Source organism: Cobetia sp. PS-4MA (assembly GCF_057670765.1).
Genome location: NZ_CM173107.1, coordinates 2,051,718 through 2,078,121 on the forward strand (window position 1 = coordinate 2,051,718; position 26,404 = coordinate 2,078,121).

Annotated in this window: 22 protein-coding genes; 15 read left to right on the top strand and 7 right to left on the bottom strand. The window is 62.2% G+C overall.

All coding sequences use genetic code 11. The features are described 5' to 3' along the window. Positions 1–196 precede the first annotated feature (196 nt). A complete protein-coding gene (locus AC26AR_RS08750) occupies positions 197–3,373 on the top strand; it encodes an EAL domain-containing protein (protein ID WP_488106752.1) in 3,177 nt (1,058 codons plus the stop codon). A 184-nt stretch (positions 3,374–3,557) separates the two neighbouring features. Here AC26AR_RS08750 and AC26AR_RS08755 read toward each other — a convergent pair whose 3' ends face one another. After that, positions 3,558–3,998: an arsenate reductase/protein-tyrosine-phosphatase family protein gene (locus AC26AR_RS08755; RefSeq protein ID WP_077375822.1), complete on the bottom strand. Its 441-nt coding sequence runs from the start codon at positions 3,996–3,998 to the stop codon at positions 3,558–3,560. A gap of 344 nt (positions 3,999–4,342) precedes the next feature. On the opposite strand from AC26AR_RS08755, the gene AC26AR_RS08760 reads away from it, so the two are divergent. Then, a complete protein-coding gene (locus AC26AR_RS08760; protein WP_488106753.1) occupies positions 4,343–5,725 on the top strand; it encodes an NAD-dependent succinate-semialdehyde dehydrogenase in 1,383 nt (460 codons plus the stop codon). 187 nt (positions 5,726–5,912) lie between these two features. On the opposite strand, the gene AC26AR_RS08765 is transcribed toward AC26AR_RS08760, so the two are convergent. Further along, entirely contained in the window at positions 5,913–6,752 is an 840-nt protein-coding gene (locus AC26AR_RS08765) for a cation diffusion facilitator family transporter (protein WP_240704330.1), read from the bottom strand. A gap of 386 nt (positions 6,753–7,138) precedes the next feature. On the opposite strand from AC26AR_RS08765, the gene AC26AR_RS08770 reads away from it, so the two are divergent. The 3 genes from AC26AR_RS08770 (at position 7,139) to AC26AR_RS08780 (ending at position 9,952) form a co-directional block, all read left to right on the top strand. Further along, complete coding sequence (locus AC26AR_RS08770) at positions 7,139–8,068, top strand: DMT family transporter (protein WP_084208522.1); 930 nt, start codon at positions 7,139–7,141, stop codon at positions 8,066–8,068. A 94-nt stretch (positions 8,069–8,162) separates the two neighbouring features. Continuing rightward, complete coding sequence (locus tag AC26AR_RS08775) at positions 8,163–9,269, top strand: endonuclease/exonuclease/phosphatase family protein (RefSeq protein WP_341541564.1); 1,107 nt, start codon at positions 8,163–8,165, stop codon at positions 9,267–9,269. A gap of 107 nt (positions 9,270–9,376) precedes the next feature. Continuing rightward, the gene (locus AC26AR_RS08780; protein WP_308483186.1) at positions 9,377–9,952 is read left to right on the top strand and encodes a YehS family protein; all 576 of its coding nucleotides are present in this window, start codon (positions 9,377–9,379) and stop codon (positions 9,950–9,952) included. A 108-nt stretch (positions 9,953–10,060) separates the two neighbouring features. Here AC26AR_RS08780 and AC26AR_RS08785 read toward each other — a convergent pair whose 3' ends face one another. Further along, positions 10,061–10,924 (bottom strand): PA4780 family RIO1-like protein kinase, encoded by an 864-nt coding sequence (locus AC26AR_RS08785; RefSeq protein ID WP_488106754.1) that lies wholly within the window; start codon positions 10,922–10,924, stop codon positions 10,061–10,063. A 150-nt stretch (positions 10,925–11,074) separates the two neighbouring features. Then, positions 11,075–12,145 (bottom strand): NAD(P)-dependent alcohol dehydrogenase, encoded by a 1,071-nt coding sequence (locus tag AC26AR_RS08790; RefSeq protein ID WP_488106755.1) that lies wholly within the window; start codon positions 12,143–12,145, stop codon positions 11,075–11,077. 264 nt (positions 12,146–12,409) lie between these two features. Here AC26AR_RS08790 and AC26AR_RS08795 point away from each other — a divergent pair, with 264 nt between their 5' ends. The 3 genes from AC26AR_RS08795 (at position 12,410) to AC26AR_RS08805 (ending at position 15,024) form a co-directional block, all read left to right on the top strand. After that, entirely contained in the window at positions 12,410–12,598 is a 189-nt protein-coding gene (locus tag AC26AR_RS08795) for a hypothetical protein (RefSeq protein ID WP_077375800.1), read from the top strand. A 367-nt stretch (positions 12,599–12,965) separates the two neighbouring features. After that, entirely contained in the window at positions 12,966–13,496 is a 531-nt protein-coding gene (locus tag AC26AR_RS08800) for an NYN domain-containing protein (protein WP_488106756.1), read from the top strand. 175 nt (positions 13,497–13,671) lie between these two features. Next, positions 13,672–15,024 carry an MFS transporter gene (locus AC26AR_RS08805; RefSeq protein ID WP_488106757.1) on the top strand — a complete coding sequence of 451 codons (1,353 nt, stop codon included), beginning with the start codon at positions 13,672–13,674 and terminating at the stop codon, positions 15,022–15,024. Between the two features lie 195 nt (positions 15,025–15,219). On the opposite strand, the gene AC26AR_RS08810 is transcribed toward AC26AR_RS08805, so the two are convergent. Beyond that, positions 15,220–15,990 carry a UTRA domain-containing protein gene (locus tag AC26AR_RS08810; RefSeq protein ID WP_404627422.1) on the bottom strand — a complete coding sequence of 257 codons (771 nt, stop codon included), beginning with the start codon at positions 15,988–15,990 and terminating at the stop codon, positions 15,220–15,222. Positions 15,991–16,564: 574 nt separating this feature from the next. Here AC26AR_RS08810 and AC26AR_RS08815 point away from each other — a divergent pair. From AC26AR_RS08815 to AC26AR_RS08845, 7 genes are all read left to right on the top strand, one after another. Further along, positions 16,565–17,653 (top strand): ABC transporter substrate-binding protein, encoded by a 1,089-nt coding sequence (locus tag AC26AR_RS08815; protein ID WP_488106758.1) that lies wholly within the window; start codon positions 16,565–16,567, stop codon positions 17,651–17,653. Positions 17,654–17,745: 92 nt separating this feature from the next. Further along, a complete protein-coding gene (locus tag AC26AR_RS08820; RefSeq protein ID WP_488106759.1) occupies positions 17,746–18,570 on the top strand; it encodes an alkaline phosphatase family protein in 825 nt (274 codons plus the stop codon). Beyond that, on the top strand, positions 18,567–19,418 hold the full coding sequence (locus tag AC26AR_RS08825) for an ABC transporter permease (protein ID WP_488106760.1): 852 nt from the start codon (positions 18,567–18,569) through the stop codon (positions 19,416–19,418). The genes AC26AR_RS08820 and AC26AR_RS08825 overlap by 4 nt, the downstream gene beginning before the upstream one ends. Further along, the gene (locus tag AC26AR_RS08830) at positions 19,402–20,367 is read left to right on the top strand and encodes an ABC transporter permease (RefSeq protein ID WP_218015083.1); all 966 of its coding nucleotides are present in this window, start codon (positions 19,402–19,404) and stop codon (positions 20,365–20,367) included. The genes AC26AR_RS08825 and AC26AR_RS08830 overlap by 17 nt, the downstream gene beginning before the upstream one ends. Continuing rightward, entirely contained in the window at positions 20,367–21,566 is a 1,200-nt protein-coding gene (locus tag AC26AR_RS08835; RefSeq protein WP_488106761.1) for an ABC transporter ATP-binding protein, read from the top strand. The genes AC26AR_RS08830 and AC26AR_RS08835 overlap by 1 nt, the downstream gene beginning before the upstream one ends. 11 nt (positions 21,567–21,577) lie before the next feature. Then, positions 21,578–22,276, top strand: coding sequence for an HAD family hydrolase (locus AC26AR_RS08840; RefSeq protein WP_488106762.1), 699 nt, complete (start codon positions 21,578–21,580; stop codon positions 22,274–22,276). A gap of 91 nt (positions 22,277–22,367) precedes the next feature. Beyond that, positions 22,368–23,636 (top strand): GAK system CofD-like protein, encoded by a 1,269-nt coding sequence (locus AC26AR_RS08845; protein ID WP_488106763.1) that lies wholly within the window; start codon positions 22,368–22,370, stop codon positions 23,634–23,636. A 92-nt stretch (positions 23,637–23,728) separates the two neighbouring features. Here the strand turns inward: AC26AR_RS08845 and chrA are convergent, their stop codons facing one another. Beyond that, on the bottom strand, positions 23,729–24,937 hold the full coding sequence (gene chrA, locus AC26AR_RS08850; protein WP_488106764.1) for a chromate efflux transporter: 1,209 nt from the start codon (positions 24,935–24,937) through the stop codon (positions 23,729–23,731). A gap of 146 nt (positions 24,938–25,083) precedes the next feature. Continuing rightward, the gene (gene arsJ, locus AC26AR_RS08855; RefSeq protein ID WP_488106765.1) at positions 25,084–26,403 is read right to left on the bottom strand and encodes an organoarsenical effux MFS transporter ArsJ; all 1,320 of its coding nucleotides are present in this window, start codon (positions 26,401–26,403) and stop codon (positions 25,084–25,086) included. Between the last annotated feature and the right edge of the window lies 1 nt (position 26,404).

Genomic DNA, 26,404 nt, shown 5'->3' on the forward strand with positions numbered 1-26,404 from the left:
ACCATAGATGCCCAATCACGGCACGGTGATACCGGGCCGTAACCCGCCATGGGCGCGACGTGGCAGCACGGCGCAGTCCCGGGTGCACGTCGAAAGCCCGGCAGTGGCGGCAACGCTGGCTTATGGTAGTGTTCTGACTCGACTGAACCGCCACCTTCTCCGGCAAGGACACGCCTACGCGATGCCAGAATCCTTGATGCTTGATACTTCCATCACTTCGGAATGGGTCGAGACACTTCGACGCGAAGAGGACCATCAGGCCCGCATGCTGCTGGAGCTGGCAGCGGATCTCGCCGGGACTCCCCTCGCCTTGATCAGCTTGCGCAACGCACGTCATCTCAAGCGTTGGGTAAGCCTGGACAACAGCATTCCCGATACCCTTCCGCTGCACGATAGCCTGTGTGGTCTGGCCGTCATCAAGGGAAGGCCTCTGGTGACGCGCGATGCCTATCAGCATGCTGCATTGCGCGATACCTGTTCGGTGAAGGGGGATGGCATACGCTTCTATATCGGACTGCCACTGCATGATGCCACTGGCGCGGTGGTCGGATGCATGAGCATGTTCGACACCTCTCCACGCCAGTCGCTGCCCGACGATGACACCCTGGCGCGGCTTGATCAGCTGGCTGGAATGATCAGCGAGGCGCTGAAGCGCCTCATGCAGAGTGCCCAGCTCAGTGCAGCCTTGCGCGACAGCTATACCCGCGCCAACTGGATACTGCGCAGCATTTCCGATGGCATCATCGAATGGCAGCTAGGCAATGAACGCCTGACAATATCGCCACGCCTGGAAATGCAGCTGGGCTACAGCGCCGGAACCCTGGACAGCCGACTCGAGGCGCTGCATGAAAGAGTCGCCCCCGAGATGCGTGAAGAGTTCCAGGCGCTTCTCGCGATACAGCGACTGCAGGAAACTCCGTTCAGCATCGAACTGCGCATCCGCACCCGCCAGGGAGACTACCGCTGGTTCAAGTTGCGTGCGCAGTTCCAGGTGCGTGATGACGCGCCCTATCGTTTCATCGGCTCTCTGCTCGACATCCATCAGCAGCACATGGCCGCCGTGGCACAGGCCGACAAGCTATGTCGCTACGAACGTCAGCAGGCCGTGCTGATACGACTCGGCAACGCCCACCATGCCGAGGGCGCTCGGCTCGAAGACTTGATGCCATGGATCTGCCAGCAGGTGGCGGATGCCCTGCAGGTACGCAAGGTCAGTTTCTGGAAGATGAATCCGGAGGGAACCCGGCTGTCACTGAGTCATGTACACGACGGTGAACTGCCTGCCCCGCACGATGCGACCTCTCGGGCGCACCCCCGAGAGCTGTGTGACAGCCAGCTGGGAGAGTATTTCACCGCCCTGAAATCCGAGCGCATCCTGGCGATCAGCGATACCCAGCAGGCCAGCAGTGGGCTGTTGTTCAATGGCTATTTCAGCACGGACCTCCAGGCAATTCTCGATAGCCCCGTGCGCATCTCCGGCAAGATTCGCGGGGTGATCTGTTGCACGGAGTGTGGCGGTCCACGCGAATGGGCGGAGGATGAGCTCGCCTTCCTGAGCTCGGCCTGTGATCACGTCTCACAGCTTGCCACCGAGCTTGAGCGTCACGCGACCCAGGAGCGACTGCGTGCCAGCGAGCGTCGCTATCGCGCCACCTTCGAGCACTCCGCCGTCGGGATGGCGCACATGTCCAAGGCGGGCCAGTTGTTGCGGGTCAACCAGCGACTCGAGGACATCCTCGGCTACCCGAGCACCACGCTCGAGGGCTGCTATATCCGCGAACTGATCGAGCCGGAAGACCTGGCATCGCTGCAACGACGCCACCTTGCCTTGATCGAGGGCGGTATCAGTCACTTCACCCAACGCTGCCGCTTCCTTCATGCACGGGGCAACACGGTGCATGCCGACGTCAGCGTTTCCTCCGTCGATACCACCCCGGTGCAGGACGGCTATACGCTGGTCGCTCTGGTCGACAAGACCCATAGTCACACCATGTCCCAGCGACTGATCCATGAAGCCAACCATGACAGCCTGACAGGGCTTCTGAACCGCGCCGCCTTCCGTCGCAGATTGACGCAGTTCTGTGACGTCGTGCGCGAGGACCACTCGCAACATTGCCTGGCCTATATCGATCTTGATCAATTCAAGGTCGTCAATGATACCTGCGGACATTCCGCGGGCGATGCCCTGTTGATCCAGCTGGTTGACGTCATCGGCAATGATCTGCGCCCACAGGATCTTCTGGCACGTCTCGGGGGCGACGAATTCGGTCTGTTGATGCCCGGCATGACACTGGACGAAGCGGAACCGCTGCTGGAGCGACTACGCCAGAGCGTGGCCAATTTCCGATTCATGTGGGACGACAAGCTGTTCAGCGTCAGCGCCAGTATCGGCCTGGTCAGCATCAGCAACGGCCAGAGTGATCCGCATCATCTGCTCAGCGCTGCCGATGCCGCCTGTTATGAAGCGAAGGACGCTGGGCGCAACCGCGTGCATCGCCATAGCGTGAGCGGAGACGAAGTCACTCAGCGGATGGAGGAAATGCACTGGGTCGCCGAAATCACCGCCGCGGTGGAAGCGCAACGTCTCGTGCTCTATCACCAGCCCATCGCCAGCACACGCACCAGGCCGGGCACCCCTGATGAGCAGCACTATGAGGTGCTGGTGCGCATGCTGGGGCGTGACGGCAGCATCATCGCCCCCGGGGCCTTCCTGCCCGCGGCAGAGCGTTATGGGCTGGCTGCCACCATCGATGAATACGTCATCCGGCATTATCTGGCCTGGCTGCAGTCGCAACCTGCTCACCTGGCCAGCCTGACACGGGTGTCGCTCAACCTCTCGGGTCACTCCATCAGCAGTCCCAATTTCCGCGACATGCTGGTCAGCTTGGTACGTGACAGCGAGATTCCCGGCCACAAGCTGTGTTTCGAGATTACGGAAAGCGTGGCCATCACTCGCCTGGGCGATGCTCGCACCTTCTTCGATACCCTGGGGGAGCTGGGGTGCTACTTCGCACTGGATGATTTTGGCAGCGGCGTATCGTCCTTCGGGTATCTCAAGAGCCTGCCGGTGAATTATCTCAAGATCGATGGTGCCTTCATTCGTGACATGGACACCAATCGTGTCTCCTACGCCATCGCGCGCGCCATTGCCGAGGTGGCCCGCGAAATGGGCATGCAGACCATCGCGGAATTCGTTGGCAGCCAGGAGGTACTGGCATGCGTGACATCCATCGGGGTCGACCACGTCCAGGGCTATGCCATCGGCAAGCCTTCCCCGCTGGTGGCAGAGAACTCGACGCTGGCTCACAAGGCTTGCGTGATGACGTCGCAAGGCATCGCCAACAACCGCCCGGGGACGCAGCTCACGTCTTGAGCGACGTTACCGATCACGCTCGCTGTGGTCCTTTCGATATCATGTGGCAGCCCTCGACACGACTCCTCTCTCATGAAGGCGGAGTCTGGACGAACCTATAAAAGAGACTGACCGCATGGCAATCAGTCTCTTCGTCAGGGTTGTATAGATGCTTGATCAGATATCAGCAAGAACTAGACTTTGGTTACGATAGTTTCTTGACCCACAGCGCCGCAGCGTCCACGAGTTTCTGGTGCGCGTGCCGGAAGGCCTCTTCACTCTTGCGATAGGGATCCGGAATCTCTTCGCCCTGCCCACCCGCCAGCCAGCGGCCGAACATCATCGTCTTGCCACTGACTTGCGGGGCCATCTGGTTGATGGCACGACGATGACCATCGCTCATGACCAGAATCAGATCCGCCGCCGTCAACATCTCGACCGATACCTGCCGCGCACGATGCCCATCAACCTCCAGACCGGACTCGAGAGCGAATCTAGCCGCCGTGGGTTCGACAGGATGATCGACTAATGCGCCCACACCCGCCGAGTGAACCGTCTTGCCCGGCAACGCTTGCTTCAGCAGTGCCTCACCGACCGGACTGCGACAGATATTGCCGGTACACACCACCAGAATATTGTTGAACACGCTGACTTCCTCTTCCTTGTGACGCTTGCACTCATGTCGATGGCCCGGGGGAGACGCTTTCCCGCGCCCGGACACCAGGGGGCCATTGTCGCATGCTGGCAGCCCGTGCGGCAGGCTTGCGAGGCTCGATGGACGCAGCCTGTGACGTTTCAAGGGGGACGCGCGTGCTCGAATGGCAACACTGAGATGACGCCAGATCGATCACCTCGGCTCTTGAAGGTCAGCGGCGGCATCTCCAGTTCTTGTCGTGTAGCCAATGAGGTGGCTGATCCAAGGTCGATGTCGCTCATGTGATATTCGCCGCTCGGCCACTCGCTGAACCAGCACCCAGATAGGGAGGCAAGATGAGCAACAAGACACTGACCGCGACCAATCCGGCCAATGACAAGGTTCTCAATGAATACGCCACGCTGAGCAAGGACGAGGTTCAGCAGAAACTGGAACAGACGCGCAATGCCTATCCGCAATATCGTCAGCTCTCGCTGGAAGAACGTGCGAAACGTCTGCACGCACTGGCAGACCTGATAGATCAGCGCCAGCAGGACATTGCCACCTTGATCGCCCATGAGATGGGCAAGCCGTATCAGCAGGGCATCAGCGAGACGCAGATCTCCTCCAGCATCGCGCGTTTCTACGCCGACAACCTGCCCACGTTGATGGAAACCGAGCAGCGCGACGTCGAGGGTGCCGTCAGAGCGAAGATCGTCAAGGACCCCATCGGCGCAGTGCTGGGCGTGATGCCGTGGAACTATCCGCTCTATCAGGTCATCCGCTTCGCGACCCCGGCACTGGCAGGTGGCAACGTCTGCCTGATGAAGCATGCCTCCAACGTCCCGGGTTGCGCTGAGCTGATCACCCAGCTGTTCCACGAGGCCGGTTTCGAAGATGGCGTCTTCACCTGGCTGCCGGTGGGCTCGGAGATGATCGAAGACATCATCAATGATCCTGTCGTGCAGGGCGTGACCCTCACCGGCAGCGAAGAGGCAGGCCGCAAGGTCGCCGAGCAGGCCGGTGCGGCGCTCAAGCCCAGCGTGCTGGAACTGGGGGGTATCGATCCGTTGATCGTGCTGGATGACGCCGACATCGAGCGCGCGGTGGATCTCGCCATCGCCGGACGCTTCGACAATACCGGCCAGAGCTGTGCCGCCTCCAAGCGCTTGATCGTCGACAAGTCGATCGCCGAGGACTTCTCCAGACGTCTGATCGAGAAAGTGAAGGACATGCGCATGGATGACCCGCTCAGCGAAGGGGTCGATATCGGTCCGATGTCACGCAAGGACCTGCGCGATGATCTGCATGATCAGGTGCAGCGTGCCATCAAGGCTGGCGCCAAGCTGGAATGCGGTGGCGAAATTCCGGATCGCGAGGGTGCCTGGTATCCGCCGACGGTGCTGACCAACGTCACCCAGGGCAATCCAGCCTTCAATGAAGAGCTGTTCGGCCCGGTCGCTTCCGTGGTGGTCGCGGACAACGAGGCACATGCCATCGAGCTCGCCAACGACTGCCCCTACGGTCTGGGCAGCACGGTGGTGGCCAAGGACGACGAGCGCGGCGAGCGTGTCTCGCGTCAGCTGGAAGCCGGCATGAGCTTCGTCAATCGCCCGACCACGCCCTTCGCCCAACTGCCCTTCGGCGGTGTCAAAGGCAGCGGCTATGGTCGTGAGCAAAGCGAATATGGCTTCGGTGCCTTCATGAACATCCGCACCGTCTATGTCGCCAAGCACTGAGGTGACACGTCATCGACGTCCTTGAGCACTGAGCTCTCGAGGCATCGATGTCGCGACGTCAGGCAGCCCATGGGCTGCAATCAACAACGCCCCGCTTTTCAGCGGGGCGTCTTGCGTCAGAAGGCTCCCAGGCTCTGCACGAGCGCCGGCATCAATTGTCCTGTCTGCGTGCCGTCAGCCGTCTCCATCAACGAGACACGCAGCCCTGCAGACAGGCTTCGCCTTCCAGCTGCACCGTGACGTGCGAGATCGCATGGGTATCGAGCAGATAGGCCTGGACCCGCTCAAGCACCTCGCCGGGAATGCCGGTATCGGCCACCACCACATGCAGGCTGGCAACCGGGGATTGAGGCGTCAGGCCCCACAGATGAAGATCATGCACGCCATCCACTCCCTCCAGTGTCAGCAGACCCGCCTGGATTTCCTCGTGGTCAAGTTGCTCCGGCGTCCCTTCCAGCAAGGTATGCGCCGAGCGTTTCACCAGCGACCAGGCACCGCGCAGTATCAGTACCGCTGCGAGCATCGACAACAACGGGTCGGCCTGATTCCAGCCGGTGGTCATGATGACCAGCGAGGCAATGATGGCCGCCACGGAACCCAGCAGGTCGCCCATGACATGCAACAGGGCGCCGCGGAGATTGAGATTGTCCTGATCTCCCTTGTGCAATATCCAGAATGCCGCGATGTTGACGACAAGTCCGAGCACGGCAATCGCCAGCATCGGTCCTGCCAGCACCTCAGACGGCAGCCACAGGCGCTTGAGGGCAGCCATCACGATCGCGACCCCGATGACCAGCAATGTCAGGCCATTGACGAACGCGGCGAGCACCTGGAAACGCGCATAGCCGAAGGTCAGCTTGCGGGTCGCTGCGCGATGTCCGAGGCGAAACGCTCCCCACGCCAATGCCAGCGACACGGTATCACTGAGCATATGGCCGGCGTCCGCCAGCAAGGCCAGAGAGCCCGCCACCAGTCCGCCGACGACTTCCGCCAGCATGAACCCGCCGGTCAGCCACATCGCCAGCATGACCCGCCTTTCGCTGTCAGCGGTCACCTCAGGTGCATGGTCATGATGTCCATGACCATGTGAATGGCCGTGTGAATGACCATGGTGATGACCGTGTGAATGACCATGCGCATGCACGTGCCCGGATTCATGCCCATGATCTTTCGATGTCGTGTCCTGCGACGGTGTCGCCATCCAGCCTCCTGACCACCATTCCTGCATTCGTGAAAAGCCGCGAGATCAATCGCTGCAACGCTATCGATTCCCTCTGCATTAGACTTATCCTGCCACGGAATTCAAGCTCCATTGTTGAATTTGCAAGTTCCGATATATGACAGCACCGCCTGTATCAGCTTGTTAGGATAGAGATCAGACATTCCCATGCCTAAAGGAACCGACGCCACCCCATGAGCACCACTACCGAGACGACGCCTTCCCGCTCGCCTTTCAAGGCCGATCTGTTGCTTCTGCTGGTCACCATCATCGCCGCCGCAGGCTGGATCTTCTCCAAGGAAGCCATGGCCGGTATGCCTCCGCTACTGTTCATCGGCAGTCGCTTCCTGCTGGCAGGCCTCATCCTGGCGATCTTCGACGCTCGCTCGCTGAGACAGCTCTCCACTACTCGCAAGCTGCGCGCCAGCGGAGTCGGCGTCCTGTTTGGCGGCGCCATGGCCTGCTGGTCATTGGGGGTGGCACTGTCCGAGCAGCTCGGCGTGATCGCGTTCATCAACAGTTTCGGGATTCTGATGGTACCGGTACTCGCCCGCCTGCTGTTCAAGGACAGGCCACCGATGAGCACCTGGATCGCCCTGCCCACCGCCCTGCTCGGTTTCGCTCTGTTGGGCATGGGACAACCCGGCGCTACGGAAAGCTTTCATATCGAACCGGCACAATGGCTGATCTTCGGGGCTGCCTGCCTGTTTGCCCTGGTGTTCAACTTCAATTCGCGTTTGGTGCGCAATATCCCGGCCCTGCCGCTGACGGCCATCCAGCTGATGACCACCGGCGTCACCTGCCTGGTGCTGTCGGCCATCAGCGAAAGCTGGCCGGCCGGCATCAGTCTCGACATCCTGAGCTGGTTTCTGGCCAGCACTCTGATCGCCAGCACCCTGCGTTTCTTCCTGCAGATTTACGCACAGAGCCTGACCACGCCCAGCCATGCCTCGGTCATCCTGATGCTCGAAGCGGTCTGGGCGGCCCTGATGTCGGCTGCCTGGTTCGGGGAGCGCATGACCCTGATCCAGATGACAGGCTGCGGCCTGATCTTCATGGCCCTGCTGATCAATCGCTGGCAATGGATCGCGCGTCTCTGGCGTCAGCGACGGGTTGCCTCGTGAGTAAAGCGTCCTGACTTGAGTGTCAGGCATGTCGCCACCATGTCTGACGCTTGAGCGTTTGATTTCCCGCCCCATTCCTGTCACCGGAGCCCCCATGATCCCCACGCTACTCGGCGTACTCACGCTGCTGATGGCAGCCTTCACCCTGCTGCCACTCACGCGCCTGCGGCATTGGTCCGTCCGCATCATGGACTTTCCCCGCCTGCAGCTGGCGGTACTCTGGGCGGCCCTGCTGGTGGCCGACCTTCTCGTCGGCGAGCTCTCGACAGGACTGCAGCTGACGCTGGCTTTCATCGCACTGGCAGGGCTCATCTACCAGGCGCAGTGGATCATTCCCTACACCCGGCTCGCCCGCTGTGAATCGGGCGTCGCGCAGCACAGTGATCCCGCACGTCATGTGCGTCTGTTGACCGCCAACGTGCTGACCAGCAACCACGACAGCGACGCCCTGCTGGCGATCGTCAGGCGCGAGCAACCCGACGTTCTCGTCACCCTGGAGTCCGATGGCTGGTGGGAAAGCCGCCTGGATGTCCTGGAGGGAGATGAGCCGGAGCATGGCTACCGGCATACGCTCAAGTGCCCGCTGGACAACCTCTACGGTATGCATGTCTATTCTCGTCTGCCCCTGCACGACGCCAGCATCGACTACCTGGTCGAAGATGACGTGCCCTCGATGCATGCCCATCTGGAGCTCAAGAGCGGCGATCGCATACGCGCTCATTTCCTGCATCCCGCACCGCCCAGCCCGACCGAAAACGAGGAGTCCAGTGAACGAGACGCGGAGCTTGTCATCGTGGCCAAGAGCGTGGCCGAGAGCGAGCAGCCCATCATCGTGACGGGAGATCTCAACGACGTGGCCTGGTCTCGCACCACACGACTGTTCCGCAAACTGTCCGGCCTGCTGGACCCACGCGTCGGCCGTGGCATGTTCAATACCTTCCATGCCAGCATTCCCTTGCTGCGCTGGCCGCTGGATCACCTCTTCCATAGCCGGCATTTCAGCGTGGTGCGCGTGGCTCGCATGGAAGCCTTCGGCTCCGATCATTTCCCGCTGCTGACGGAGCTGGCACTGACCCCGAACCAGAAGACGAATCACGTCGATGAAAGGCCCGAGCCTGACGCGGAGGATCACGCCGAAGCACGCGAGACCGCAGAAGACGAAGACGTCAGTCATCAGGATGTCCCGACGCCCGGGCGTTGATCACCGAAGGCGGCTAGCGGCTCTGCCTGCCGCCCTGACTCACGCCCTGTCTGTCACCCCGGCCGGGAAGCGCGCCGGGATGGAGCGGCACCCCACCCTGATCTGGTATGCTGCGCGCCATTGACGCCATGCATGGCGCGCCACGCAACTTCAAGACATCCTCAAAGACCGGACCCACGCCTGTGACCAACAACGACATCATCCGTCGCCTGCGCTACGCACTCAATCTCTCCGACAGCGACATGATCAACACCTTCGCCGCCGCCGACCACGAAGTCACCCGCGCCCAGGTCAGTGACTGGCTCAAGCGCGATGACGACGATGCCCAGCAGCGCATCAAGGACATCGATCTTGCCAGCTTCCTCAATGGCCTGATCAACGTGCGCCGGGGCAAGCGCGAGGGTGCTCAGCCCGCACCGGAAAAGCGTCTCGACAACAATCTGATCCTGCGCAAGCTCAAGATCGCCTTCGAGCTCAAGGACGATGACATGCTGGATCTTCTGGCGCTGGCCGGTTTCGAGATGATCACCAAGTCGGAACTGTCCGCCTTCTTCCGCAAGCCGGACCATCGCCACTACCGCGAATGCAAGGACCAGATCCTGCGCAATCTGCTCAAGGGCATCGAGCTGCGTCACCGTCGCCACGACCCGGAGACCGAGCAGCACGCCGTCGATCCCGCCTGAAGCCTTCGCCAGCCAGACACGACAACGCCGCTTCTTCGTGAAGCGGCGTTGTCGTGTCTCAAGGCATCATCACCGGGCCTGATGCCCGGCGCTCCACCCGCTCAGCATCTAATCATCATCGCCGTCTTCGGCACTCTTCAGACGCGCCTTGCGTTCCTGCTCCTCTTCCATGGCGGCCATGATGTTCTCGAGCAGCGCATCCACGTCCGGCGCCTCGGGGTCATCCTCGAAGAGACCCGTCAGCTCGACATCCGGGTCCATGTCACCGGCCTCGAACAATGCCCATATCTCATCAGCGTAGCGAGTCTGGGCAAGTTCCGGTGCGAACATCGCATAGTAGGCGGTGATGTTGGCGACATCGCGCGCCAACATGCTCTTGGCATTGTTGTTGGCCGCTGCGTCCACCGCCTGCGGAAGATCGATGATCACTGGGCCGTAGTCATCGACCAGCACATTGAACTCGGACAGATCCCCGTGCACCAGGCCGGCATGCAACATGCGAACGATGTAATGCATCATCAAGGCGTGGTCTTCACGCGCCTGTTCCGCCAACATCGAGACATCATTGAGGCGCGGTGCCACATTGCCATCGTCGTCGGTGACCAGCTCCATCAGCAGCACACCGTCAAAGCAGCCGTATGGCTGAGGCACGCGCACACCGGCATCGGCCAGACGATAGAGGGCATCCACCTCGGCGTTCTGCCAGGCAGCTTCCTGCTGATCGCGTCCGAAACCGGAGCCCTTCTCCATCGCCCGCTGACGACGGCTGTTGCGTACCTTGCGGCCTTCCTGGTAGAGCACGGCCTGCTTGAAGCTGCGCTGCGCAGCATCCTTGTAGACCTTGGCGCAGCGAATCTCTTCTCCGCAGCGCACCACGTAGACCGAGGCTTCCTTGCCACTCATCAAGGGGCGAAGCACTTCATCGACCAGTCCGTCATCTATGAGCGGCTGGATTCTCTTTGGCGTTTTCATCGCGTTCTTATACGCGTTTTCGCCTCGATCGGGAATCACCCCATCACAATTTTGTGACATGACAGACCCGAAAGCCCCCGGCATCCAGAAGGATACCGGGGGCTTTTTTCATGCCACCACACCAGACCTGGCATGGTATGACGACAGGTGTCAGGCGTTCTTCAAGCTCTGCATGTCGATGACAAAGCGGTATTTCACCTTACCCTGCTGCATACGCTCCCACGCCTCGTTGATGTTCTGGATGTCGATCATCTCGATATCGCAGGTGATGTCATGCTCGGCACAGTAATCGAGCACTTCCTGGGTCTCCGGCATGCCGCCGATCAGCGAGCCCGCCAGCACGCGACGCTTCATGACCAGATTGCCGCCCTGCAGTGCGGGGTCCACCTCCTGCACCAGCCCGACGAGAATATGGGTACCGTCGTACTTCAGAGTATTGAGGTAGGGGTTGAGATCGTGCGGCACCGGTACCGTATCGAGCAGGAAATCGAAGGTTTCGGTCGCGGCGGCCATCTGCTCATCGTCACTGGACACGATGACGTGATCGACGCCATTCTCGCGTGCTTCCGCCACCTTGGCTTCACTGCGCGTGAACAGGGTGACTTCACAGCCCATCGCCTTGGCGAACTTGATCCCCATGTGGCCCAGGCCACCCATGCCGATCACGCCGACCTTGTCGCCGGACTTCACGCCATAGTGGCGCAGCGGAGAATAGGTCGTGATACCGGCACACAGCAGCGGCGCGGCCACCGCCGGGTCCAGCTTGTCAGGGATGGACACCACGAAGCGCTCGCTGACGACGATCCTGTCGGAATAGCCGCCTTGCGTGAGGCTGCCATCGTGACGATCCGGGCTGCCGTAGGTCATGGTCATGCCCTCGAGGCAGTATTGCTCGAGCCCCTCGTGACAGGCGCTGCACTCACGGCAGGAATCTACCATGCAGCCGACACCGACCATGTCACCCACCTTGTACTGGCTGACATCATCGCCGACCTGGGTGACTCGCCCGACGATCTCGTGACCCGGCACGATGGGATACTGGGTGAAGCCCCAGTCATTGCGACCGACGTGCAGGTCCGAATGACAGACACCGCAATACAGGATCTCGATGGCCACATCATCCGGGCGCGGCTGACGGCGCTCGAAATTCCATGGCGCCAGATCGGCGGAATCGGATTTGAGTGCGTAGCTTCGGGTGTTGCCGTCAAAGGTGTTCGCCATGCCAGCTCTCCTTGCATCATGAAAAGTATCAACGTGAGGAAGGAGATGTCGCCGCCTGGATCACTTTTCAACGCCCTGACTCACTGTCTGCTGGCATCTCTGTGTTGATGTGATCGCAACAGCGCCGCTGGCGTCTCACGACATCACGAACATATCACGCAGCGAAATCACCACTTCTTATTTACTTCTGACGCGATCGAGCAGGAAAAACGCAGTCGCGTTATCATTCTCTTCCACCCCTCACGTCTCGGAACGGAGTCCCGCATGGCCAACACTCGTACTGCTGCCAAGAAGAAAGCACCCGCTGCTGTTGAAACATCCGCCTCGCTGGAAGCCCAGATGCAAGCCTTCCTCGATCGTGGCGGCAAGGTTGAAGTGATTGAATCCGGCGTCAGCGGCCAGATCATCGGCCACAAGCCGACTAAGCCCTCCAATCCCGCTGCCGGCAACTGATGCTTCCATCAGGCCCAGACTCGGCCTGATCGCGGCAAGCTGTCAGAAGATCGCCAGCCGCTGCTCGCCATGATTGGCAGCGGCCGGTCTCTGCCCTCCTCTCGAGATGGCGCTACTTGGAACAGCTCTGTTTTAACAGCTCTGCTTTCAACCGATAGCACCAGACAGGTCAGGGTAGACAGGTCAGAGAAAGACAGATCCGCTCTCCTTGCATGGTGTCAGCAGCACAAGCACTCATCGTCGGAGCCAGGCGCAATGCCTGAGTCATCCCGCGACACCTGAACGACTCCCACGCCGCACGCGCCTCCAGTACCTGCCTGCTCTGCTTCAGGCACATCATTCAGCCTTCCGGTCCCTGTGACAGCCAATGTCGAACTCTCCCACGCCCGCAACCCAACCGTCCTTGCCGACATCCGACTCGCCCAAGCGCCTCGCCGTCTTCATCGATGTCCAGAATATCTATTACACCACCCGCGACACCTTTGGCCGGCAATTCGATTACCGCCGACTGTGGGCCGAGCTGGAATCCCTGGGCAGCATCACGCATGCCTACGCCTATGCGATTGACCGTGGTGACCCCAAGCAGCAGCAATTCCAGCAACGCCTGCGTGAGATAGGGTTCGAGGTCAAGCTCAAACCCTTCATCCAGCGAGGAGATGGCTCGGCCAAGGGTGACTGGGATGTCGGCATCACGATCGATGTGATGGAAGCCGCCCCCAGCGTCGACGAGATCATCCTCGCCTCCGGCGATGGTGACTTCGCCCTGCTGCTGGAGCATGTGGCAGCGCGCCATGCCGTCACGACGCGCGTCTACGGCGTCGAGGCACTCACTGCCCTTGCCCTGATGCGCAGCGCTGATCACTTCCGCGAGATAGATGACACGCTGCTGATGCGCTGAAACCTCGCGTCAACTGCCAGAAGATGACCTTCTGTCGTATCAAACATTAATGATGTCGCATTCAACACGCTCGAGAGAGATAGAGTTGCGCAGGATGAAGGATCCAGGCCCCACGCCAGATGATGCCCTCTTCGAGAAGGCCTTACGGTGGGCCTAACCTTCGCGGAGTCCTCTGATGAATAACAACAACATGTCTGACAGCAGTGCGGTATCACCTGCCACGCTCCGGCGTGTCCTTGCTGCTTCTACCATCGGCAATTTCATCGAATGGTTCGACTTTGCCATCTACGGCTTCATGGCAGTGATCATCTCGCAACATTTCTTCCCGCAAGGCGATCCAACCCTCGCTCTGATCCAGACCTTTGCCGTCTTTGCCGTCTCCTTTGCACTGCGCCCACTAGGCGGCATCTTCTTCGGCACTCTGGGGGATCGCATCGGTCGCAAGAATGTACTGGCCATCACCATCATCATGATGGCAAGCGCCACCGCCTTGATCGGTCTGCTGCCGACCTATCAGAGTATCGGCTTGCTGGCACCGCTATTGTTGACCCTGGCTCGCTGTGCCCAAGGTTTCTCGGCAGGCGGTGAATATGCCGGTGCGTGCGCCTTCGTGATGGAGCACGCGCCCGATGACAAGCGCGGATGGTATGGAAGCTTCATCCCCGTCTCTACCTTCAGCGCCTTCGCGACAGCCGCAGCGCTCGGACTTGGCCTGAACAGCCTGGTATCGGAAGCGACCATGCAGGAATGGGGCTGGCGTGTCCCCTTCCTGATCGCCGCGCCATTGGGCCTGATCGGCTTGTACATGCGTCTCAAGCTGGATGACTCACCTGCCTTCCGTTTGGTCCAGCAAGAGCACAACGCCACCAGCGCTCCGCTCATGGAAACGCTGACAATCCACGGCAGTACCATCATCAGCTTGATGGCATTCATCTCTGCCACCGCGCTGTCGTTCTACATGTTCAGCACCTATTTCGCGACCTACATGCAGGTGGCAGGAGGAGCCTCGCGCCAGACCGCCCTGCTGGCCAGCCTCGGTGCTCTCATGATGGCAGCTCTGTTATGCCCTGTGGCTGGCTACTACTCGGATCTGGTCGGTAGGCGCAATACGATCATCACCGCTTGCGCCAGCCTCGCCATTGCCGTCTTTCCCGCGTATTCACTCGCTGCCAGCGGCACCTTGTGGGCCTCGATGCTCGGTGCGTCATTGATGGCAGTCGGCGCAGTCTTGTGCGGCGTGGTCACCGCCTCGCTGCTCTCGGAACAGTTTCCCACTCGTGTGCGCTATACCGCTTCGGCACTCAGCTATAACGTGGCCTATACGATCTTCGGCGGCACCGCACCGCTGGTTGCCACTTGGCTTATCGACTTGAGCGGCAACCATCTGGCACCCGCCTGGTACTTGATCGCGATAGCTGGAGTCGCCTTGACCGGTGGTCTCAGACTGCCTGAGACGAGTGGCATTTCCCTTGCCGACATGTCGAAGCCCCCTGCTTCCAGTAAATCTGCACCTCTGCCGACGGCATGAGCCGGAAGCTGTCAACTGAACCCACAAGCCTCGCAGGATTGCCACGCACCCACTGATGTCACGCCCAGATCGCTACTGGATGAGGCCATTACCACAACGCCCGCAAGCCTTCCCGTCAGAGGAGGACTTGCGGGCGTTTTCGTCGAGTTGGAGGAAATTCCCGGAGACTGGTGGCGTGTGTCCCCAGATTGCCCTCTAGCGTTGTGGTGCGGCGGATAACGTCAACTCGATGGCATCATGACGCCAGTGTTCATCATCGCAGTCCACTGCGCGGCCATTCTGATCGAAGTTGATCCGCGTGATGCGCTGCGCCGGACTACCCGGTGCCGCATTCAGGGCGACGGCCGTCTCGGCGTCGAACACGCTGGAGGCCAGCTCGAAGCTCACGCGCCGGATGCGAATGGCGTACTGGTGAAGGTAGAGCGTCGTCAGCGAATGCACCGAGAGGTCGAAATCGAGAATGCCCGGGAAGCAGTCGCGTCGCAGGTGATGACAGACATGCAGCACCCGCCGGCCATCGATGCGCCGCACTCGCGTGATGCGATAGACCCCGGCACCCCGTGCAATTTCCAGACGCTGGGCGATCACCTCATCAGCGGGAACTTCCTGAGCGGACAGCACCTCGGTGGAAGCGACCCGCTGCTGCGACTGCACCATCTCGTGAAAAGGCAGACATGCCAGCAGGTCATACCTGAGGCGCGGCGGCGAGACGAACCAGCCGCGGCGGTTCTCGCGATAGATTCGCCCTTCCGCTTCCAGCTGCAGCAAGGCATCTCGCAAGGTGACTCGCGTGGTGCCGAACCGCTCGATCATCTCACGCTCGGACGGCAGACGCTGCGAGGCATGCAGCGGCGCTGCTTCAAGATGGTTCAGCAGCCTGCCCTTGAGCCCGGTGACGGGCAAATCCGCCGTGCGCGTCAGGGAAGTTGCGTCGTCACCTGTGGGCTCGATCGATGATGAAGGCATGCGAAGTTCCTGAAAGATAACGAAAGAGAGCGATTTCTGGCGAGTCACTTGCATGTCATCCAAGGTGTCCATCATGACAAGGCCAGAGAATCGCGATCGCTGTGGTCTAGTGTAGACGTCGCCAGGCGAATCAGCCCACGCTCGCCGAGCACCATGACACAGGCATGACGATCCGGTGACAGCGCAAGGCCATCCTGTGTGATGCGCGTGAGAATCCGAGGCGGATGCCTATCATCGGGACACGCTGTCATGCAGGTAATTGTCAGAAAATCAGCCGGCACCACGCAGCGTTGCGTCAAAACATGTAGCGCTGATGGCTGATGGCTCATTGCCACGACACTGACATCACGACACTGACATAGTGACGACACGCGACTGTCACAACCGCTGCGTAAAGTCATGTCAGCCCCGAGACTGAACTAGACCACAGAAATTGAGGTGGCAAGCCTCAGGGAAGACTGCGCAGGACAAGAACCAGCTTTGCCCCCATCTCGCCTGCCTGCTCGCCTCGGCGACTCGCTGGCCAGGAATGCACTCTCGCATCCGTTGATTACCCCGTCTGGGAGGATTGTCATTGAAGTCGTTCACCGCTACCTCGCCCCGTACCGCCGGTCTGATGGTCTCGGCCCTCATGGCCACCCTGCTGAGCAGCGCCTCCGTCAGTGCCGCTGAAGTGCCGGACGCACTGCTCAAGGCCGCCCAGGCAGAAGGCCGCGTCGACAGCGTCGGCATGCCGGACAGCTGGGCCAACTGGAAGGACACCTGGGCAGACCTCGAGTCGAAGTATTCCATCGCGCACAGCGATACCGACATGAGCTCCGCCGAGGAAGTCGCCAAGTTCAAGGCCGAAGGCAAGAACGCCACGGCAGATATCGGTGACGTGGGCTTCGCCTTCGGCCCCATCGCGGTCAAGCAGGGGGTGACTCAAGCCTACAAGCCGACCACCTGGGACGAGATCCCCGACTGGGCCAAGGATGAAGATGGCGAGTGGATGCTGGGCTACACCGGCACCATCTCCCTGATGATCAACAAGACACTCGTCAGTGAAGATCAGCGCCCCGCTTCCTTCGCGGATCTCTCCAATGGCGATTACAAGGTCTCCGTCGGCGCGGTCGGCAAGGCCTCCCAGGCCAACAACGCCATCCTGGCCGCAGCCTTCGCCAATGGCGGCAGCGAGTCAGACCTGACGCCGGGTCTGGAAGTGTTCGCCGAACTGGCCCGCCAGGGACGCCTGTCACTGGCCGAGCCGAGCATCGCCAACCTGGAGAAGGGCGAGGTGGAGGTCGCACTGCTGTGGGACTTCAACGCGCTCAACTATCGCGATCAGATCAACCGCGACACCTTCGAGGTGGTCATCCCCTCGGATGCCTCCATCACCTCGGGCTACGCCACCATCATCAACAAGCATGCCGCTCACCCGAACGCCGCCAAGCTGGCGCGTGAGTACATCCTGTCAGATGCCGGCCAGCTGAACCTGGCGGCAGGTTACGCCCGCCCGATCCGCGCCGAGCACCTGACCCTACCGGAAGACATCGCCGCCAAGCTGCTGCCCAACGAGCAGTACGCCAATGCCCGCCCGGTACAGGACTTCGCCGGCTGGGAAGCCAGTGCCCGACAGCTGCCGCGTCAGTGGCAGTCCCAGGTACTGATCCACCAGCAGTGACCCCCGGCCTCTTTCCAGAGCGGATAGAGCGCGCACAATCCTGACAGACGGCACCGTCCACACGGTGCCGTCTTGAGCTTCACGGAGTCTTCATGTCCCAGCGTGTCATTCTTGTCGTACTCGATGGCCTCAACCATGCCGTGGGTCGGCATGCCATGGGCTATCTGAGCGCCTTGGTCGAGACCGGTCGCGGGCAGTACCAGTCGCTGGAGTGCGAACTGCCAGCGATGTCGCGACCGCTCTATGAGTGCCTGTTGACCGGTGATCTGCCCGTCGACTCCGGCATCGTCAACAATGGCATCGTGCGACGCTCGCGTGGCGTGAGCCTGTTCGACCTCGCCAGTCAGCAGGGGCGACGCACCGCGGCAGCCGCCTATCACTGGGTCAGCGAACTCTACGTCGCCGCCCCCTTCGTGCCGGCCAGACACCGGCTGCTAGACAATCCCGAATCCGCCATCCAGGCGGGCATCTTCTACTGGCAGGATCACTACCCGGACGACCACGTCTTCAGCGATGCCGAGATGCTGAGACTGCGTCACGACCCGGACTTCCTGCTGGTGCACAGCATGAACATCGATGACGCCGGCCACCGCCACGGCGGTGAGTCCGCGCAATATCGCAATGCGGCGCGTCATGCCGATGTCGCCTTGGCCGACTACCTGCCCTGCTGGCTGGAGGCTGGCTATCAGGTGATGGTCACCGCCGATCACGGCATGAACGCCGACCGCTCACATTCCGGGCTTCTCGAAGAAGAGCGCCGTGTACCGCTCTGGACCTTCGGCAGCGCCTTCGCCCGCAGCCCCGCCCGCAACCTTCGCCAGCGCGAGCTCTGCGGCACTCTGGCTAGCGTGCTGGGACTGGAGCACGACAAGGCCAGCAACACATCCCTGCTGGCAGGCCCTGGAGGGGACGCATGATGCCGACATTCCTCAGGCGAGTGCTGACCAGCCCCGCGATGTGGCTGCTGCCCTTCGCCATCCTCTTCTTCGCCTTCCAGATCGCCCCGCTGATCTGGGTGATGATCAGCGCCTTCAAGACCCCCGCAGGCTGGGGGCTGGCCAATTTTCAGGAAATCGCCACCTCCCCCTTCTTCCGCCAGGCCATCGGCCGCAGTCTCGAGATCTCGCTGATGTCCAGCGTGCTGGGACTGGCGATCGCCGCCGTGACCTGTCACAGCATGCACCGCTGCGGGCCGGGCCTGACGCGCGCGATGATCGCCTTCACCAACATGACCAGCAACTTCGCCGGCGTGCCGCTGGCCTTCGCCTTCATCATCCTGATGGGGGCCAACGGCATGCTGACCTTGATGCTGGAGCGCCTGGGCATCATCGATGACTTCAATCTCTATTCACGCACCGGCCTGATCGTCATCTACACCTGGTTCCAGATCCCGCTGGGCATCCTGCTGCTCTACCCGGCCTTCAGCACGCTCAAGGGCGAGTGGCGCGAAGCCGCCAGCCTGCTCGGCGCCAACCGTCTGGCCTACTGGCATCACATCGGCCTGCCCGTGCTCTGGCCGTCGCTGGCTGGCACGCTCACCGTACTGTTCGCCAATGCCATGGGCGCCTATGCCACCGTCTATGCGCTGGTGAACACCAGCTACAACCTGATGACCATCCGCATCGCCAATCTGGTCTCCGGCGACCTCTTCCTGCAGCCGGAACTGGCCAGCGCACTGGCGATGGTACTGGTGGTCATTCTCGTCATCGTCACGCTGATCCAGCAGTGGCTCATGCGCAGGAGCTACCATGTCACTTCCCGCTGAACTGCCGTATCGCCATGGCAAGCCGCTGCTGCCCAGCCTGATGGCGCGTCTGCGCGGGCTCAATCCCTACAGCGTGGTGGTGGGCAGCGTCTTCACGCTGCTGGCACTGCCGCTGGTGGCCACGCTGTTCTACGCCCTTGCCACCCGGTGGGGCGCCAGCCTCACGCCCGATGGCCTGACGGTGAAGTGGTTTCTGGAGCTGTGGACCACCCCCCGCTTTCTAGCCGCATTCGGGCGCTCCCTGCTGGTCGCCGTCGGCGCCCTGATCCTGTCACTGCTGTTGATCGTGCCGGTGGTCTTCCTGGCCCATACCCGCTATCCGCGCCTGGATGGCTGGATGAATGGCCTGATCCTGCTGCCCTTCGCCGTGCCACCCATCGTGTCCTCGGTCGGTCTGCTGCAGCTGTATGCCGGCGGCCCACTGCCGATCATCGGCACGCCCTGGATCCTGATTCCCACCTATTTCACCATCGTGCTGCCCTTCATGTACCGAGCGCTGGCCAACAGCCTGCGAGCGCTGGATGTGGCATCGCTGATGGAAGCCGCCCAGTTGCTGGGCGCCAGCCCGCTGCAGGCCTTCTTCCAGGTGGTCCTGCCCAATATCCGGGTCGGCATCCAGATCGCCGTCTTCCTGGCCTTCTCGTTTCTGGCCGGTGAATTCGTGTTCGCCAACATGCTGGTCGGCACCCGTTTCGAGACGCTGCAGGTCTACCTGAACAACATTCGCGGGGCCAGCGGCCACTTCACCAGTGCGCTGGTCATCACGCTGTTCGTGTTCACCCTGATTCTCACCTGGCTGGGCAACCGCCAGCCCGCCGAACAGGCGATGCCGGAAGATGACCCCGAGGAGGCGCTGGCCACCGCCATGACGGAAGGTCTCCCCGCCACGCCCGCGAAAGCTGGCCCTGCCGCCCCCCATTCCCGTACCGATTCACGAGGGCACCGCTGATGCTTGCCACCGATATCCCGCAGACCCACTCTCGCCACGACAGCGATGGCCTGCTGACCAGCGCGTTGCGTGAACAGGCCGCCGACCAGCAGTACCTGACGCTCAAGGGCCTGGCCAAGCGTTTCGGCAAGACGCGCGTGTTCTCCGACATCGATGCCGAGATCGCCCGTGGCGAGTTCATCACCCTGCTCGGGCCCTCTGGCTGCGGAAAATCCACCCTGCTGCGCGCCATTGCCGGGCTCAACGACGTGGACAGCGGCGAGATCATCGTCGATGGTCACGACATCACCCGTCTGCCGCCCCAGCGGCGCGGCATCGGCATGGTCTTCCAGCACTATGCGCTGTTCCCCAACATGCGCGTGGCGGACAACGTCGCCTTCGGCCTGCGCATGAAGAAGGTGCGCCCCGAGGAGCGCGAGCGCCGCGTCACGGAAGTGCTGCGACTGGTGGAGCTGACCGACCAGGCACAGCGCTATCCACATCAGCTGTCCGGTGGCCAGCGACAACGCGTGGCACTGGCGCGCGCGCTGGTGGTCGAGCCCCAGATCCTGCTGCTCGATGAGCCGCTCTCGGCGCTGGATGCGCGCATCCGCCGTCATCTGCGCGATCAGATTCGCGACATCCAGAAGAGTCTCGGCCTCACCACCCTGTTCGTCACCCACGATCAGGAAGAGGCCTTGCTGCTCTCGGATCGCATCTTCCTGATGCATCAGGGCAGCATTCTCCAGCAGGGCAACGCAGCATCGCTCTACACCCGACCGGTAGACGCCACGGCCGCAGGCTTCATGGGCCATTACAATCTGATCGGCAGCGAGCTTGCCCGCCCCCTGCTCGGCTACCTGTGCGATAGCCCGCAGGTCGCATTGCGGCCGGAGGCGCTCTATCTGCAGCCGGATGAGATGACACGCCCCCTCCTCCCCGGGCACCTGGAGGCTGGTCTCGACTTCCCGCTCCAGCCATTGCCGGCCAATGTGGGGCCAGCGCTGCCCGGCGTCATCCTGCGCCATCAATTGCTGGGCAACATCGTGCGCTACGAGGTGGATTGTCAGGGACTGCGTCTCAACGTCGATGTGCTCAACCGCAGTGCCCGCCAGCTGCTGCCCGACCATCTGCGCGTGCAGGTGCATGCCGATCTCGACGAAATCCAGGCGCTGGGCACGCACGACACTGGCGACAGGTCACGGGTGGCAAATGGGTGAAATGCACATGAGTGAAGTGCCTGGGGGGGGAAGTGCGCGGGCTGGCCATCTTCGATCTCGATGACACCCTGCTGGATGGCGACGCCACGGGGCTGTGGACCGAGTGGCTGATCCAGCTGGGCTGGATCACGGACCCCGAGCGATACCGCGCCATCTGGACGCAACAGATGGCAGACTACGCCGCGGGCCGACTCGACATGGAAGCGCACCTGAGCCATCTGCTCTCCCCGCTGGCCGGTCGCACCGTCAGTGAAGTCGAGGCCGAGGTGGGCACCTTCCTCGATACCGAACTGCTGCCGCGCCTCTACCGTGAGGGTCGCGAGCGCATCGCCTGGCATCGTGATCAGGGCCATCAGGTCGTGATCATCTCAGCCTCGACAGCCCAGCTGGTGGCACCGCTGGCAGAGCGACTGGCATTGGATGCCGCGCTGGCGACTCGCCTGGAGGTCAAGGATGGCTGCTACACGGGACGCGCCCAGGGCATCCGTACCTTCCGCGATGGCAAGCTTACGGCCTTGACGCACTGGCTGGCAGAGCATCTCGGCCCCGATGGGCACAGCCTCCCCACCTGGGGCTATTCAGATTCACGCAATGATCTGGCGTTGCTGGAGTTCGTCGATCACCCGCATGCCGTCTGTGCCGACCCGACCCTGGAAGCCATCGCCACGCAGCGCCACTGGCCGCGCCTGCGTTGGCAAGGTTACGACTGAGGGACTGAGCGCTTTCACTCCCGAAACAGGCGACGACTGACGCAAAAAAAGGCACTCTATGCCCAAGACGAAAGGCAAAGGAAGCCGCAACATGGCAGAGGTCAGGGTCAGTCGGACCGCAAGGGTCCCGGATCCATTACGCGTCAGGCGTTATCACAAGGCACCGGAGGTCGGCCCCCGTGTGCTGTTCTTCAGCGGCGGCACGGCGCTGACGGGCATCTCGCGCACCCTGACGCGCTATACCCATCACAGCATCCATCTGGTGACGCCCTTCGATTCCGGTGGCAGCTCCGCCAAGCTGCGTGACGCCTTCTCGATGCCGGCCATCGGCGACCTTCGCTCACGCCTGATGGCGCTGGCCGATGACAGCGTGCTAGGGCACCCGGAGATCTACCGGTTGTTCACGCACCGTCTGCCTGCCGAAGCACGCCCGGAGATGCTGCAGGCCACTCTGCGGGAACTGGCGGCGGGCCGTCATCCGCTCAGCATGGCCGTGGCGGAGCCCATGCGCACGCTCATCTGTCATCAGCTGGGCTTTCTGATCGAGGCCATGCCGGCAGGCTTCGATCTGCGCGGCGCCAGCATCGGCAATCTGATCATCGCCGGCGGCTACCTGAACCATCATGAGCAGCTCGACCAGATCATCTTCCTGTTCTCCAAGCTGGTGCATGTACGCGGGACGGTGCGCGCCATCATCAATGCCGACTGCCATCTGGCCGTCACCCTGGAAGATGGGCGCAGAATCATCGGCCAGCACCAGATCACCGGCAAGGAAGTCGCGCCACTGGAGAGCCCGATCGCGCGCATTCAGCTGGTCGAGGCCAGCGCGAAGGCCAGTGCGAAGGACAATACGACGGACAGCACCACAGAGCGAGACACGCACAATGACGGCGGTGCCATCGTGCCCGTGCGGCCTGCGCTGCACCTCAACAACCGCCAGCTGATCGATTCCGCGGAACTGATCTGCTTTCCGCCGGGCAGTTTCTACTCCAGCGTCATCGCCAACCTGCTGCCCAGCGGGGTGGGACGCGCGATACTGGCCAACCCCTGTCCCAAGGTCTACATCCCCAACTGCAGTCCGGACCCGGAGCAGACCGGCAAGACACTCGAGCAACTGGTCGCGACCCTGATCGACACCCTGTGTGCGGACCTGGATGTCTCGCGCAACGACTGTCCCAACGAGCATCTGCTCAACATCGTGCTGCTGGACAGTCAGCGTGGCGACTACCCCGGCGGCGTCTCTGTCCCCGCGCTGGAGCGCATGGGACTGACCGTGATCGACACTCGCCTGATCAGCGAGCAGAGCGCGCCCTACTACGACAACGAACTGCTGGTCACCGCCCTGCTGTCACTGGTGTGACGACCGCCTCGTATGAACAGAACGCCCCCGCCTGCCAGCTTGCAGACGGGGGCGTTCGTTTTCTAGGCTGTGCTCTGAACGAGAGGCCAGGCTTACATCACCCCACGTACCGCCCCGAGAATCACCATCGCCAGCACCAGCTTCCAAGGAGCCAGCGCGAAGCGGGTCAGCGCGATGAAGGCCGCCAGCGCGATGACGACGTCCAGACGGCTCAGCACACTGGTAGTCCACAAGGGGTCATACAGCGCCATGCCCAGCACGCCGACGACCGCCGCATTGGCGCCCGCGAGCGCAGCGCGTGCTGCGGGCCGTGCACGCAGGCGCCCCCACAGGGGTGCCACGCCGATCAACAGCAGAATCCCCGGCAGGAAGAGACTCAACAGCGCAATGATGGCACCGAGCACTGACGAATCCCCGCCCACCTGGGCCATGCCAGCTCCCAGCCAGGCGGCGAAGGTGAACAGTGGCCCGGGCACCGCCTGCGCGGCCCCATAGCCGGTGAGAAAGGTATCGGCCGCGATACGCCCCGTCTCGACGGTGGAGGCCTCCAGCAGCGGCAGCACCACATGCCCGCCCCCGAATACCAGCGCCCCGGCACGGTAGAAGATCTCGACCAGACTGCCGGAGGCCAGCAGCGGCAGCGCGATCAACAGCGCGAAGAAGGCGATCAGACAGGCGCGAGCCAGGCGCGTCGAGACCGGCAGCGACAGCCCCGCTGCTCCCGCCTGCTGGCGAACAAGGGCCGCACTGTCATCACGACACAGCAGGCTGCCGAGCACTGCACCCATCGCGATCACTCCGACCTGCGTCCAGGCGACCTGCGCCAACGCCAGGCCCAGCATGGCCAACAGCGCCAGCCCGGCGCGCCGTCGGTCCGGGCACAGCGTGCGCGCCATGCCCCAGATCGCCTGGGCAACGACCGCCACCGCCACCAGCTTCAAGGCGTGGATCACCCCGGAAGCCAGCGGCCCTTCGAGGCTGGCCGCCACCAGCGCCAATGCCAGCAGTGCCAGCGCAGACGGCAAGGTGAAGCCGACCCAGGCAAGCACCCCACCCATCACCCCGCCACCACGCACCATGCCCAGTGCAAAGCCGACCTGACTGCTGGCCGGCCCCGGCAGGAACTGGCACAGCGCGACCAGCTCGGCGTAGGCTGTATCACTCAGCCAGCCGCGCCGGCGGACCAGCTCCGCGTGGAAGTAGCCCAGGTGCGCGATCGGCCCGCCGAAGCTGGTCAGCCCCAGCGTGAGGAACGTGAGCAGCACGTCCCGATATCGCTCGCGAGAGGATACGGCGGTCACACCGTCGGCCTCGTGCGGCGCCTGCCTGGTTGAAACACGATCGTGACTGAATGACATGTGGCGTCTCTGTAGAAGGTGGCGCTGGGTGCATGGACAGGCGTCGGGGGATCAGGAAGTGATCCCTCCGGCGACACCTTGCAAGGTACTCAGGTACTACCGGCAGGCGAATCGGATCTTGCGTGTGACTCCTGCGGCAAGGCAAAGGCCATCACGGCACTCGCCGCCACCAATCCGGCCGACCACCACAGGCAGGCTTCCAGCCCATAGGCCTGATAGAGCCAACCGGACAGCAAGGTGCCCAGCAGACGCCCCATGGCATTGGCCATGTAATAGAAACCGACGTCCATCGACACGCCTTCACTGCGCGCGAAGCGCACGATCAGATAGCTGTGCCAGCTGGAATTGACCGCAAAGACAGCCCCGAACACCAACAGGCCGATGATCAACCATTCCAGTGGCGCCAACCCCAACAGGATGGCACCACTGATATCGGCCGCCTGAGGCGCATCCAGCGGCAGGCTGGCCATCAGCGCCGGCAGCAGTGCCAGGCCGGCCGCCAGCGACACCGTGATCCAGCGGACGCCGGTGGCGCCGTTCAAGCGGCGTGAGAACGGACCGGTGATGCGTGGCGCTTGGGTCTGGACACCGCCATAGCCGATCACCCAGGCGGCCATGAGCACACCGACCGTCCAGAAATGCCAGCCATGCACCTCGGCCAGATAGACCGGCAAGGCCACCACGAACCAGACGTCACGTGCCGAGAACAGGCACAGTCGAGCCGCCGAGAGTACATTGACCGCCCGCGAGGTCGAGAACATCTCACGGAATGCCGGCTTGCGACTGGCCTTGCTCTGCCCCAGTGATGCCGACAGCTTGCGCAGTGACAGCACCAGCACGCCTGCCAGCATCAGCCACATGGCCATGACGGTGCCCTGGAAGCCGATGAGACTGAGCGCCGCCCCGCCCAGGAAGAAGCCCAGTCCCTTGAGTGCATTCTTGGAGCCGGTGAGCAACGCGACCCAGCGATACAGCGCGCTCTGCGATTCCTCTACCGGCTGCCCCTTGGGCACCAGCACCTTGATGGCGCTCTTGGCGCTCATCTTGTTGAGGTCCTTGGCGATGCCCGACAACGCCTGGGCGATCATCACCCAGATGACCGTCAGCATGGGTTCCGGCACCAGCAGCATGCCGAGCGCCACCAGCTGCATCGCAAGCCCCGCATTCATGGTGCGATTGAGGCCGAGCCGTGCCCCGAGCCAGCCGCCGACCAGATTGGTGACGACACCGAAGGCCTCGTAGAACAGGAACAGCATCGCCACGTCCAGCGCCGAATAGCCCAGCGAGTGGAAGTGCAGCACCACCAGCATGCGCAGCGCGCCATCAGTCAGCGTGAAGGCCCAATAGTTGCCGGTCACCAGCAGGTACTGGCGCACCTCATGGGGCAGCTCTCGCAGGCGGGCAAGCATG

What these genes read in the sequence shown, in the direction of transcription:
- AC26AR_RS08750 (WP_488106752.1), top strand. Translation starts at nt 197, where the DNA reads ATGCTTGATACTTCCATCACTTCGGAATGGGTCGAGACACTTCGACGC.
- AC26AR_RS08760 (WP_488106753.1), top strand. Translation starts at nt 4,343, where the DNA reads ATGAGCAACAAGACACTGACCGCGACCAATCCGGCCAATGACAAGGTT.
- AC26AR_RS08765 (WP_240704330.1), bottom strand. Translation starts at nt 6,752, where the DNA reads ATGCTGGCGATGTGGCTGACCGGCGGGTTCATGCTGGCGGAAGTCGTC.
- AC26AR_RS08770 (WP_084208522.1), top strand. Translation starts at nt 7,139, where the DNA reads ATGAGCACCACTACCGAGACGACGCCTTCCCGCTCGCCTTTCAAGGCC.
- AC26AR_RS08775 (WP_341541564.1), top strand. Translation starts at nt 8,163, where the DNA reads ATGATCCCCACGCTACTCGGCGTACTCACGCTGCTGATGGCAGCCTTC.
- AC26AR_RS08780 (WP_308483186.1), top strand. Translation starts at nt 9,377, where the DNA reads ATGCTGCGCGCCATTGACGCCATGCATGGCGCGCCACGCAACTTCAAG.
- AC26AR_RS08785 (WP_488106754.1), bottom strand. Translation starts at nt 10,924, where the DNA reads ATGAAAACGCCAAAGAGAATCCAGCCGCTCATAGATGACGGACTGGTC.
- AC26AR_RS08790 (WP_488106755.1), bottom strand. Translation starts at nt 12,145, where the DNA reads ATGGCGAACACCTTTGACGGCAACACCCGAAGCTACGCACTCAAATCC.
- AC26AR_RS08795 (WP_077375800.1), top strand. Translation starts at nt 12,410, where the DNA reads ATGGCCAACACTCGTACTGCTGCCAAGAAGAAAGCACCCGCTGCTGTT.
- AC26AR_RS08800 (WP_488106756.1), top strand. Translation starts at nt 12,966, where the DNA reads ATGTCGAACTCTCCCACGCCCGCAACCCAACCGTCCTTGCCGACATCC.
- AC26AR_RS08805 (WP_488106757.1), top strand. Translation starts at nt 13,672, where the DNA reads ATGAATAACAACAACATGTCTGACAGCAGTGCGGTATCACCTGCCACG.
- AC26AR_RS08810 (WP_404627422.1), bottom strand. Translation starts at nt 15,990, where the DNA reads ATGCCTTCATCATCGATCGAGCCCACAGGTGACGACGCAACTTCCCTG.
- AC26AR_RS08820 (WP_488106759.1), top strand. Translation starts at nt 17,746, where the DNA reads ATGTCCCAGCGTGTCATTCTTGTCGTACTCGATGGCCTCAACCATGCC.
- AC26AR_RS08825 (WP_488106760.1), top strand. Translation starts at nt 18,567, where the DNA reads ATGATGCCGACATTCCTCAGGCGAGTGCTGACCAGCCCCGCGATGTGG.
- AC26AR_RS08830 (WP_218015083.1), top strand. Translation starts at nt 19,402, where the DNA reads ATGTCACTTCCCGCTGAACTGCCGTATCGCCATGGCAAGCCGCTGCTG.
- AC26AR_RS08835 (WP_488106761.1), top strand. Translation starts at nt 20,367, where the DNA reads ATGCTTGCCACCGATATCCCGCAGACCCACTCTCGCCACGACAGCGAT.
- AC26AR_RS08845 (WP_488106763.1), top strand. Translation starts at nt 22,368, where the DNA reads ATGGCAGAGGTCAGGGTCAGTCGGACCGCAAGGGTCCCGGATCCATTA.
- arsJ (WP_488106765.1), bottom strand. Translation starts at nt 26,403, where the DNA reads ATGCTTGCCCGCCTGCGAGAGCTGCCCCATGAGGTGCGCCAGTACCTG.